Raw genomic sequence first — 12,536 nt, 5'->3', positions numbered from 1 at the left:
AAAATTGAGAATTGGAAATTGAGAATTGGAATAAGGACTCAATGGGGTTCCTTAATTCTCAATTCTCAAGTTTCAACTTTCAATTATTTAAACGGTCATTACTTCTTTTTCTTTAGCGGCGTAAAGCTCATCGATCTTTTTGATAAACTTATCATGGATTTTCTGAACCTCTGCCTCGGCGTCTTTCTCTACGTCCTCGGGAACCCCATCAGACTTGATGCTTTTCTTCAAAGCCTCAATAGCGTCACGACGAGCGTTACGAACGCTGATCTTCGCGTTCTCCGCCTCCTGCTTACATTGTTTCACCAATTGACGGCGACGCTCCTCAGTCAACGGAGGAATACCTAAGCGGATCACCTCACCGTTATTCTCCGGCGTGATACCTAACTCAGAATCCAGAATACCTTTCTCAATATCGCGGATGATCTTCTTCTCCCACGGAGTGATCATGATAGTCCGTGCGTCCGGAACCGTCACCGTAGCCACGTTAGTAAGAGGAACAGGCGCCCCATAATACATTACCTTCACACAATCGAGGATTTTCGGATTAGCCTTACCAGCCCGAATGTGAGACAATTGCTCGTCCAGATACTCAATGGCGAACGTCATCTTCTCTTCCCCTGCTTTGATCAATTGTTTCGTATCTATCATAAATATACGTTTTTTGTTTGCGAATCTTTTAATTAACAAAAGTAATAAAGATTTCCAACTTCGCAAACATATAATTAAAATACTCCCTAACAAAAGATTTATAATACCGTATAAAAGCTTATCGCCGTCACTGTTTACTTAACTTAGGCGTAAAGAATAGTAAGTAGGCTACGCCCACGCACAACACCAGCACTGCTCCTACTTGAGAAACCAACATATCGGATGCCACGCCCATAAAGATCGGGAAGATCGTGCCGCCAAACAGTCCCATAATCATCAAACCGGACACCTCATTCTGCTTATTCGGCATAGAAAGCAGGGCTTGGGCGAAAATAATGGAGAAGACGTTCGAGTTTCCAAAGCCGATCAAGGCGATACAAGCATAGATGATCTCTTTCGAATGAAATAGCAGCAAACCGATCATCGCCAATAACATCAAGAAAACACTAAAGGCGAAGAATCCTTTCGGAGAGACTTTTCGCAAGATAAAAGCCCCGGAGAAGCATCCCGCCGTACGGAATATGAAATAGAGGCTCGTGGCGAAGCCTGCGTCGGCCAACGTCATGCCTAGACGTTCCATCAAGATCTTCGGGGCGGTCGTATTCGTCCCTACATCGATCCCCACATGGCACATGATACCGATAAAGCAAAGCAGGATAAAAGGCTTGCCCAGCAAAGCCAGACATTCGCCAAAGGTGGAGGGCCGCCCCTCCTCTTTGGTCTCGTGGATAGTGGTAGCTCCCAATAGCAGGATAGCGATCACGGCGATCACCATATAGACCGGAAACAAGACACGCCAACCGAGTTCCATCGACGGTATCGCTTGGGTAGCACCCCACATGGCGATATAAGGCGCCAAGAAGGAGGCGATCGCCTTCACGAACTGGCCAAACGTCAAGGAACTAGCTAGCTTATCCCCGCTTACGATATTCGATAATAACGGGTTCAAGGAAGTCTGCATCAAAGCGTTGCCGATACCCAACAGGGAGAAGGATATCAACATGACCATATATGCGTCGTCGAAGATCGGGATCATTAGCGAAAGAAACGTTACGATCAAGCTCAATAACACGGTCTTCTTCCGCCCGATACGGTTCATCAACATCCCCGTCGGGACGGAGAAGATCAAGAACCAGAAGAACACGAGCGACGGGAAGATATTCGCCTCCGAATCACTCAAGCCTAAATCCGCTTTCAGGTAATTAGAGGCGATTCCCACTAAGTCCACGAATCCCATGGCGAAGAACGCCAACATCACGGGAATCAATTTCAAGGATGAAGTCTTCTCGCTCATGGCTTATAAATCTTTAGGGTAAGCAGGCCATGCGCCACTCTGCGTACAAACATAAGCGGCTACTTTTACCGCTTTCTCATGTGCCTCACGTAAAGGTTTTCCGGTTAAGATCGATGAAATAAACGCCCCGGAGAAAGAATCGCCGGCGCCTACCGTATCTACCACCTGTACCTTCGGGGTAGGAATCGTAGAGACCTCCTCCTCGGAAAAGATCGTACTATACTCCGCCCCGGCCGTAAGTACCAAATAGCGCAAACCATATTTCTTCATGAACCAGCGACACATATCCTCTATCGTGCCTTCCAGACCAAACATCGGGCGAAGCATTTCCAATTCCTCATCATTGATCTTGAATACGTTCGCCAATTCGAGCAACGATTCGATCAATTCCTTCGAATAGAAATGCTGACGGATATTGATATCGAAAAAGCGCAAGGCATGACTAGGCATATAAGAAAGTAAGGTACGAAGCGTCTCACGAGATTCCGCGGCACGTTGCGCCAATGTTCCGAAGCATACGGCGTCCGCACGTTTCATCAAATCGATAGACGCTTGGGTAAAAGGGATATGATCCCATGCCACACCTTCGATGATCGTATAGGAAGGGATGCCGTTCTTTAGCTCTACCATCACGCTTCCGGTCGGATATTCCACCGTACTGATATAATTACTATCGATACCGTTCTTATCCAATTCCTGAATAATCTCGGTTCCGAACACGTCGTTGCCCACGGCACTGATCGCATAACCTTCCGCTCCTAATTGGGTAGCGTGATACACAAAATTAATCGGCGCTCCACCGGCTTTCTTCACTTCCGGGAAAACATCCCACAACAATTCACCAATGCCTACTACTACAGGTTTACTCTTTTCCATGATATATTTTGTTTTTAATTATTTGAAGGGATAAATGGTTAATGACGTAACCGTGAACGCTCCTCCCTTCGCATTGAAGCTAATGCGATTATACGGCTCTTCCGGGAAGACTAGGTTGGTCATGACAAACTCTCCATTCCCGTCGAAGGCCTCTATGCTACAATTGTCTACCAACAAACGTAAGGTATATTCCTTAGCGGCGGAGATCGGGGCCGAGGTAGCCGTGGCGAATGTCTTGCTAAAATCCGTAGCCCCGCTGTTACGGCGATCCATCGTGAACGTATTATCCAGAAGATTATAATGCATCTCCACTTCCTCACCTTTCGAGTTAAACAACTGGAAACTCATGATATCGGCTCCGTTATTCTTAAACTTGATCTCGATCTCATAGGTTCCCGTATGATCGGAAAGTATCGGATTGACCTCATGGGAACGGTCTACCTTGAAGGTTCCTTTCTTCTGGGCTTTACCTCTCAATTTCAACATTTCGGGAGACGGGGTACTGCTCAAATACGTCTGTCCGTTTTTCGTATAAAGAGCCAAGTCGCGAGGAACCGAGTTCGCGCTCCGGTATTGCAAGGTCGGCACGTTATTCGCATATTCCCAATTGCTCATCCAAGCCAAGGCGATCTTCCGGTCCTCCGGAGCGTTACTCCAAGTTACCGTAGCGTAATGATCCTTGCCGTAATCCATCCATTTGGTCAAGGCCGGAGATTCATTCACGAACTGTTTCCCATCGAACGTACCTACGAAATATTGGGTAGCGGAGCCGCCAAACGGACCGCCGGGATTGATATTACAGATCAAGACCCACTTCTTCAATTCCGTACCCTTCACCGGAAGCTCGATCAAGTCCGGGCATTCCCAAACGCCCGCATGCGCTCCTTGTCCTTCCCCGAAGCTGCTCTCATACGTCCAGTCCTTCAAATTGGGAGAAGAATAGAGTTGCATCTCCTGCCCTACGGCGAGCACCATGATCCATTTATTGGATTCCTTATGCCAGAAGACTTTCGGGTCGCGGAAATCACGTTGCGTAGAAGTAAGGATCGGATTCCGGTCATATTTCTTGAACGTCCGGCCGTTGTCCAAGCTATAGGCCATACTCTGCACTTGCCGGTCGCTGGCCGAGGTATAGAAAGCCACGATAGCGCCAGCGCCAAAACCGGCGGTATTATCCTTATCCACCACACAGCTACCGCTGAAGATCGTACCCAAGGCATCCGGAGCGATCGCCACCGGTTGATGCTCCCAATGAATCAAGTCCTTGCTGATCGCATGCCCCCAGTGCATATTCCCCCACATCGAGCCATACGGATTGTATTGATAGAACAAATGATACTCACCATCCTTGTATACCATGCCGTTCGGATCATTCATCCATCCCCAAGCCGGCGAGAAATGATAGGCCGGACGGAATTTCTCCCGGTTAGACGAATCAAACTGATCGGATAGCTTCATCTCTTTCCAGCAAAGAGCCGATTCCGGGGCAAGCTGGAAGTTGAAGGAGATATGCTTATCCGCATACCCTGATAGATCTACCGGAACGAAATAATCCACCTTATTCACCGCCAAACGAACATTAAAAGTCCGTACCACGTCATTATCGACAATCATATATAACTTGGATTCCGGCGAGGACTCCTCGACCGGAAGCAACAAATACTTGGCTTGCGCATCCACACGGACAATGCTTTGTCCTTCGCCCAGATGCTTTATATCTATAGTACGTTCTGTCGCATATCCGGCCAACGGATCGACAGCGCTTAATAAAACGACACCGACAGCCATACATAAACTCTTAAGAAGTCTCTTTGTTTGTTGTTTCATAAACGAACGGATTAAAGGATAATAATGTTTGATTCTCCGCCAAAATTAATAGGATTCTTCCGGATAGAAAAACACTTATGCCCTAAAGATGGGGAGATATGACATTTGTGATAAAGATCGTACAAATGTTATTGATACTCGGTAGGCGTAACCCCGTAAACCGCCTTGAAACATTTAGAGAAGTAAGCGGGTGAGGAGAAACCGGTTCGGTAAGCGACCTCACTCACCGTATACGCATTCTGCCTCAACAACTGGGTCGCCTTATTCAAGCGATAGGTACGCAAGAACTCGACGGGGGCGGTTCCGGTAAGCTCCTTGATCTTCCGGTGAAGGTGTCCCCGGGATAATCCCAAGGTCTCGCTTAGTTTCTCCACATTATATTCGGGGTCCGCATAAACCGCCTCGATCTGTTCCGCAAACTTACGCAGAAAGGCATCATCGATGCTCTCCACCTTTTCCGGCTCGGACAGAAGGAGCTTATTATCCCGCAGCTTCTCCAACAAACGTTCCCGTAACTTCTGGCGCTCTTGCAATAGGTGGATAATCTTGATCTTCACGTAATCCGTATGGAAAGGCTTCTGTATATAATCGTCCGCCCCGCCGGTAATCCCGAAAATCCGTTGACGCTCATCGGTCAAGGCGGTCAATAAGATCACCGGGATATGGCTAAAGAGAAGTTGCGACTTGATCGTCCGGCAAAGTTCGAAACCATTCATCTCCGGCATCATCACATCGCTTACTACCAATGATATCTCCTCCTCTTCCAATACCCGCAAGGCATCTTTCCCGTTTGCGGCCGTCCGGATCTTGAAATGAAGGCTAAGCTCACGCTCCAGAAACCCGCGGACCTCATCGTCATCCTCGGTGATCAGTATCGTATAAGGATAGGTCTTGGAAAGTATCTCCTTGGTTTCCGAATCGTCCAACCGGGAGGCTTCGTAGGCTTGATGGGATACGGACGTTTCCATCAGGTCGCTATCCTCGAAATGCGCCTTTCCTTTCCGTAGGCAAACCGTAAAGGTAGTCCTTTGTCCCGGCTCGCTCTTCACATGGATCTCCCCTCCATGCATATGTATATATTCCTTTACCAATTGTAATCCGATCCCGGTTCCCATCGACCGATCCTCCGTATAGAAACGGTCAAACAGATGCGGAAGGTTACCGGGTTGGATACCACTTCCCGTATCGATAACCCGTATAAAGACCCTATCTTCCTCTTCTGTCAGCTCTATCCGCACGCTACCTCCCTCTGGCGTAAACTTAAAAGCGTTCGAGAGAAGATTGACTAATACCTTCTCCAATAAGTCCGGATCAATCCATAGTGTACATTGCTTCATCGAAGAAGTGAATGTATAAGAGATCGCACGTACCGAGCCCATACTGTCAAAATAAGATTTGATCTCGCCAACGAAAGGAACCAAATCGATTTCCCGTACCGCTAGTTTCTCTTGCTTGCCTTCCACCTTCCGGAAATCCAATATCTGATTGATCACACGCAACAAACGGTTGGCGTTCTTCTGGATCAGTCCTAGATCCGAGGCGTAAGGAGATTCCCGCAACGAGACAATCAAGCGATCCAAAGGGGCGAGAATCAAGGTCAAGGGCGTACGTACCTCGTGGGAGACATTCGTAAAGAATTGGAGTTTCTGCGCCGTCACCTCTTTCATCTCCGCATTCAAGGAGATTAGCTTACGATTCGCCTGCCTCATCTTCCGGTTTATGTAAAAGGCATAAATGGAAAGGGCGATAAAACCAATCATCAATAAGGAGATCACCCCTAAAGAGTTTCGCAGGAAATAAAACCGGTCGGACAAACCGTCGATACGGGAACGCTGCGCCTCGATACGTTGCTTATATTTCTGGAGTTGGTCCGCTTGCAACAATAAGGTGCGGGCAGACTGATGATCTACCGGAGCCGTACGAAGAGGGATAAACTTATCCACCGGCTCCCCCTGAATGATACGCATAGCCGTGCGAATCACTTGCTCCCCTCCTGTCGGATAGAGGAAAGAGGCGTTGATCCGTCCATCTTCTACGGCTTCCAGACCGGCACCCGCCACAGCATCCACGCCGATAATCCGCAAATCCCGTCCTCGGATGGAATCCCATGCCATAAAGTATTCCCGAGCTGCTATGGCCATCATGTCGTTATGGGCGTAAACGAAATCTATCTGCTCGGGATGCTCTAACTTCCGAAGCTCCATCCGGGCCGTATCGACCAGCCATTGTCCTTCTATCTTACGGAAAGAAAGATCCTCCCTTTCTCGCAAGGCATCGACAAAACCTTTATGTCGCTCTTGCGCCGGGGAGGTTTGCGTGAGTCCCCATATCTCTAAGATAATAGCGTTCGGGGGAAGATAATTGGCGGCGTAATTGCCTGCCGCTAGTCCGATCTCATAATTGTTCGCCCCGACAAAAGAGGTGTATTGATCGGTATTTACCTTGCGATCTGTAATGATCGTCGGGATTCCGGCACGGTACGCTTCCTCGGCAACTGCCGTGATCGGCTCGGATTGATAGGGGGAGATGATCAAGACATCCACCTTTTGGCGGATCAAGTCTCGTATTTGTTGTATTTGTGTCTCGTTATTGTTTTGCGCGTCCTTTATAATAATTTCCATATCATCATAGTTAGACGCTTCGATACGCATATCGTTAATCATAGCTTCCCGCCAAGCATCGTCCAGCATACATTGGGAGAGGCCGATAACGTGCCTCTTCTGTTTCCCCGAGCTCGTGCAACCACACAATACGATCAAGGTTAACCATACTAGTAAAAAGGGATGCTTCATATACAAGAATAAAGGTCTAACGTATTTGCCACAGGGCTGGCACAACCTTGCCATGCCTGTGGCACGACAGTACCATACGGATGGCACTGCCATGTCATCGGTTAATGGCACTAATTATGCACCAGTGTCCCGATATTCTCTCCGCTCATCACTTTCTTCAAGTTGCCGTTGGTATCCATATCGAATACGATGATCGGGAGGTTGTTCTCTTTACACATCGTGGTAGCGGTCAAGTCCATTACCTTCAGGCCCCGGGTATAGATCTCATCATACGTAATATCGGAGAACTTGGTAGCCGTAGGATCTTTCTCCGGATCAGCGGTGTAAATACCGTCCACACGGGTACCTTTCAGCATGACATCCGCCTCGATCTCGATGCCTCTCAAAGAAGATCCGGTATCCGTAGTAAAGAACGGATTACCCGTACCGCCGGACATGATTACCACGTTGCCTTGTTCCAGCAACTCGATCGCACGCCATTTATTATAGAACTCGCCGATCGGTTCCATACGGATAGCCGTCAGTACCTTCGCCTTCACGCCTTGAGCGACCAAAGCGGAGCTAAGCGCCAAGCTATTGATCACCGTTGCCAGCATCCCCATCTGGTCTCCTTTTACCCGGTCGAAACCTTTGGAAGCGCCGCTCAACCCGCGGAAAATATTACCTCCACCGATCACGATACCGATCTGTACACCCATCTCGGCGATCTCCTTGATCTGTGCCGCATATTCATTCAAGCGAACCTCATCGATCCCATATTGTTTACCACCCATCAGCGACTCCCCGCTTAATTTTAATAAGATACGTTTGTATTGAGCCATGTTTTGTATATATTTAATATGTAATTCCGCAAAAGTAACGAATAATCCGATATTCGCATAAAAAAGATCGCCCCAACCGGTGTCGGGGCGATCTAAACACTAATCCCGTGTTTTGTAAGCTGCGAGGATTAGCTAAAATTATATGAAACGTTACTGGTTACTTTTTATCTAAGATCTCCAAGGTATCGGCAGCGATCATGAATTCCTCATCCGTAGGAACGACGATGATAGTCACCTTACTGTCCGGAGTGCTGATTACCATCTCCTCGCCACGCATGCCCTCGTTCTTCTCAACATCGATCTTCATGCCCATGTATTCCATGTTCTCGCAAACCGCACGACGGGTCGCCCATTGGTTCTCACCGACACCACCGGTCCAAACCAAGATATCACAACCACCCATAGCGGCGGCATAAGCGCCGATATATTTCTTGATGCGGTAGTTATATACGTTCAAGGTCATGATCGCACGCGGATTTCCGGCAGCTACGGCAGCCTCGATCTCACGCATATCGGAAGAGATTCCGGAAAGACCGGCAACACCACTTCTCTTATTGATCAAGTCGGAAAGGCCGGCACCATCCATGCCTTCCTTATCCATGATGAAAGACAAAGCACCCGCATCCACGTCGCCGCAACGAGTACCCATCAACAGACCCTCAACCGGAGTCAAGCCCATGGAAGTATCCACGCTCTTACCATTCTTGATAGCGGTGATAGAACCACCGTTACCTACGTGAGCCGTGATAATCTTCTGATCCTCATAAGGAACACCTAAGATCTCGCAAGCACGACGGGATACATATCGATGACTGGTTCCGTGGAAGCCATAACGACGTACGCCATATTTCTTGTACATCTCGTAAGGCAAACCATACATATACGCATAATCCGGCATGGTCTGGTGGAAAGCCGTATCAAACACCGCTACTTGAGGAATACCCGGGATCAAAGCCTCCATCGCCCGAACACCCTTCAAGTTAGCCGGGTTATGAAGCGGAGCCAAATCAGAGCACTCGATTACCTTATTGATTACATCCTGATTGATCAATACGCTAGAGGCGAACTCCTCACCACCATGTACCAGACGATGACCTACAGCGTCGATCTCCTTATAATCCTTGATACAACCATAAGTAGAGTCGGTCAATACGCTCAAGATAAACTCGATACCTTGTTGATGGCCGGGGATCTCTCTCTCGATAACCACCTTCTTGCCATCCTTATCCGTCAATTTCAGGAACGCGCCCGGCAAACCGATTTTCTCGATACCACCTTGAGCCATAACCTCACCGGAGGTCATATCGAATAACTTATATTTGATAGAACTACTACCGCAGTTCAATACTAGAATCTTCATATTATTAAGTCGTTAGGATTATATATTATTTTGCGGATTTCAAACCGATGGATTGATTACAAGCGATCGCTACCATCTTATAAATATCGTCTACGGAACAACCGCGAGACAAGTCATTCACCGGAGCGGCCATACCTTGAAGGATAGGACCGACAGCCTCAGCGCCACCCAAACGTTGAACCAGCTTATAAGCGATATTACCCACCTCCAAAGTCGGGAATACCAAAACATTCGCTTTACCGGCGATCTCGCTACCCGGAGCTTTCTTGCTACCTACAGCCTCAACCAAAGCGGCGTCGGCCTGCAACTCTCCGTCGATCTTCAAGTCCGGAGCCATCTCCTTAGCCAAACGAGTAGCCTCCACTACCTTGTCTACCATCTCGTGAGAAGCGCTACCCTTCGTAGAGAAGCTCAACATAGCCACACGAGGCTCAACGCCTACGATATTACGAGCCGTAGCGGCGGTAGCGACAGCGATGCTAGCCAACTCTTCCGCGTTCGGGTTTGGCATAACCGCACAATCGGCAAATACCAAAATACCATCATCCCCATATTGAGGAGTCTTCGTGAACATAAGGAACGCACCGGAAACACACTTCATGCCCGGAGCCGTCTTGATAATTTGCAAAGCAGGACGCAATACATTACCCGTCGTATTCTCAGCGCCGGCGATCTCACCGTCAGCGTCACCCGCCTTAATCATCAGGCAAGCCAAGAACAAAGGATCTTCAACTAAAACCGCAGCCTTCTCGGAAGTCATACCCTTCTTTTGGCGAAGTTGGAAAAGCAAGTCTGCATACGCGGCTTTCTTCTCGTGATTTTTCGGATCGACAAGAGTTGCCTCACCGATGTGGTTCAGTCCGAAACCAGCCGCCAACTCCTTGATCTCAGCGGGGTTTCCAATTAAGATAATGTCTGCTACACCGTCGGCCAGTAATCGGTCGGCAGCTTTAAGAGTTCTTTCCTCGGTACCTTCGGGAAGAACAATACGCTGCTTGTCAGCTTTAGCGCGCGCAATAATGTCTTGCATTAAATCCATAGCGGAAGATATTTTATATTATTTAATAATTGTACTCGTAATCCGGCTACAAAATTAGGCATAATGCAATATAGAGTTTACAAAATAGGCAAAAGAATTACAGGTAGAGATACCAGTTTCAGATCTTTTAACAGTAATTCGTCACTTCCCGCTCCCCGGAGAGTATTTGTTGCAGTTCTTCCGCTGTCACATTCACACTTAACTTACCTTTATGGGCCACGGAGATCTTTCCTCTCTCCTCCGAGACAATAATAACCAGCGCATCTGTCTCCAATGACATCCCTAAACCAGAACGATGGCGCAATCCCATATCCTTGGGAAGGGTAGCGTTCTGGGCGACCGGCAAGATACAACCGGCCGCCTTGATCCGGTTATCGGCTATGATCATGGCACCATCATGCAACGGGCTGTTCTTAAAGAAGATGTTCTCGATCAAGCGGGCATTTACATCGGCGTTGAACATCTCGCCCGTATGCTCATAGATCGCCAAGTCCATATCTTGCTGGATCACGATCAAGGCACCCGTCTTTTTCCGGGCCATATTCATACAGGCCAAGACAACTGGGGCGACAAACTTCCCTTCTTTCTCCGGATCGCCTCCTCGCTTGGAAAAAAGTTTCCCTAGGAATTTCCAGCCCCGGTGCGAACCTAACGCCAACAGGAAACGGCGGATCTCGTCTTGGAAGAGGATTACCAAAACCACGAAACCTACGCTAATAAACTTATCCAAGATGGCCCCCATCAACCGCATCTCCAATACCTGCGAGATCAAGATCCATACGACGATGAATGATACGACTCCACTGAATATAGCCAATGTGCCCGAGCTTTTCATCAACTTATAGGTCTGGTACAGGAAGAAAGCCACCAGCAATACGTCAATCAAGTCTTTTATACCGAAATGCATCCACATAGTTAATTGAGAATTGAAAGTTGAAAATTGAAAATTATTTGTTGGTCATTTGACCTATGACGCGAATGGCTTCCACTGCTTCCCGCACATCATGTACACGAAGGATATTAGCGCCGTTCAAGAGAGCGTACGTATTCAATACAGTCGTTCCGTTCAGGCTATCCGCAGGGGTTCCACCCAGTAATTTATAAATCATGCTTTTACGGGAGACTCCAACTAATAAAGGCAACTCAAAAATAGAGAACTCCTTTAAATGGCTCATCAATTCGTAATTCTGCTCCAACGTCTTACTAAAGCCAAAGCCGGGATCGAGGATGATATCATTCACCCCTAAAAGCCGAAGCTGGCGTACCTTCCGGGAAAAGTACAGCATGATCTCCTCCATCATATCCGGGTAATCAGTATGCCTCTGCATAGTTTGAGGGGTTCCACGCATATGCATCATGATATAAGGCACCCTCAAATCCGCTACCGTTTGGAACATATCCGCATCCAACTCACCGCCGGAGATATCGTTAATGACAGCCACTCCATATTCCTCTACGCAACGACGGGCAATCCCCGCACGAAACGTATCTACGGACACCGGGATATCCGGGTAATGCTTATTTAATATATGTAAGGCAAACTCCAAACGGCGCATCTCTTCCTCCGGCGTAACCTCAGCGGCATCCGGACGGGATGAATAACCACCGATATCGATCCAATCCCCTCCCTCCGATAAGATTTCCCGGATACGGTCCTCGATAGCGGTCTCGGTCTGTTTGCGGCTGCCCGCATAAAAAGAATCAGGGGTAATATTCAAGATTCCCATCACCAACGGTGTCGCTAAAGAAGTAAGTGTCCCTCTAATATTGAGCATTTTATCTAACATGATCTTTCCTTATTTCCAGCAAAGATACAGGTTTCTCTCTTAAAATCTCCTTCTAGATTCTTCATTCTTTATTTAATTGCTACATTTGC

General features: G+C 47.9%; 10 protein-coding genes. All 10 read right to left on the bottom strand.

Going from position 1 to position 12,536, the window contains the following annotated elements; all coding sequences use genetic code 11:
• Positions 1–87 precede the first annotated feature (87 nt).
• Positions 88–651, bottom strand: a complete 564-nt coding sequence (gene frr, locus HMPREF0999_RS04830; RefSeq protein ID WP_005859749.1) for a ribosome recycling factor — start codon at positions 649–651, stop codon at positions 88–90.
• A 127-nt stretch (positions 652–778) separates the two neighbouring features.
• The gene (locus tag HMPREF0999_RS04825; protein ID WP_009275323.1) at positions 779–1,945 is read right to left on the bottom strand and encodes an MFS transporter; all 1,167 of its coding nucleotides are present in this window, start codon (positions 1,943–1,945) and stop codon (positions 779–781) included.
• Positions 1,946–1,948: 3 nt separating this feature from the next.
• Positions 1,949–2,821 carry a carbohydrate kinase family protein gene (locus HMPREF0999_RS04820; protein WP_009275322.1) on the bottom strand — a complete coding sequence of 291 codons (873 nt, stop codon included), beginning with the start codon at positions 2,819–2,821 and terminating at the stop codon, positions 1,949–1,951.
• 18 nt (positions 2,822–2,839) lie between these two features.
• Positions 2,840–4,648, bottom strand: a complete 1,809-nt coding sequence (locus tag HMPREF0999_RS04815; protein WP_009275321.1) for a DUF4980 domain-containing protein — start codon at positions 4,646–4,648, stop codon at positions 2,840–2,842.
• A 128-nt stretch (positions 4,649–4,776) separates the two neighbouring features.
• On the bottom strand, positions 4,777–7,440 hold the full coding sequence (locus tag HMPREF0999_RS04810; RefSeq protein ID WP_010182377.1) for a substrate-binding domain-containing protein: 2,664 nt from the start codon (positions 7,438–7,440) through the stop codon (positions 4,777–4,779).
• Between the two features lie 110 nt (positions 7,441–7,550).
• On the bottom strand, positions 7,551–8,261 hold the full coding sequence (pyrH, locus tag HMPREF0999_RS04805) for a UMP kinase (RefSeq protein ID WP_005867363.1): 711 nt from the start codon (positions 8,259–8,261) through the stop codon (positions 7,551–7,553).
• 157 nt (positions 8,262–8,418) lie between these two features.
• On the bottom strand, positions 8,419–9,621 hold the full coding sequence (locus tag HMPREF0999_RS04800; protein WP_009275319.1) for an acetate/propionate family kinase: 1,203 nt from the start codon (positions 9,619–9,621) through the stop codon (positions 8,419–8,421).
• A gap of 25 nt (positions 9,622–9,646) precedes the next feature.
• Complete coding sequence (gene pta, locus HMPREF0999_RS04795) at positions 9,647–10,660, bottom strand: phosphate acetyltransferase (RefSeq protein ID WP_009275318.1); 1,014 nt, start codon at positions 10,658–10,660, stop codon at positions 9,647–9,649.
• A gap of 127 nt (positions 10,661–10,787) precedes the next feature.
• Positions 10,788–11,573 carry a diadenylate cyclase CdaA gene (gene cdaA / locus HMPREF0999_RS04790; RefSeq protein WP_010182378.1) on the bottom strand — a complete coding sequence of 262 codons (786 nt, stop codon included), beginning with the start codon at positions 11,571–11,573 and terminating at the stop codon, positions 10,788–10,790.
• Between the two features lie 34 nt (positions 11,574–11,607).
• Positions 11,608–12,447, bottom strand: coding sequence for a dihydropteroate synthase (folP, locus tag HMPREF0999_RS04785; protein ID WP_009275316.1), 840 nt, complete (start codon positions 12,445–12,447; stop codon positions 11,608–11,610).
• Between the last annotated feature and the right edge of the window lie 89 nt (positions 12,448–12,536).

Source organism: Parabacteroides sp. D25 (assembly GCF_000307475.1).
GTDB lineage: Bacteria > Bacteroidota > Bacteroidia > Bacteroidales > Tannerellaceae > Parabacteroides > Parabacteroides distasonis.
The sequence above is the reverse complement of the archived record's forward strand: the minus strand, read 5'-3'. Positions and strand labels throughout refer to the sequence as shown.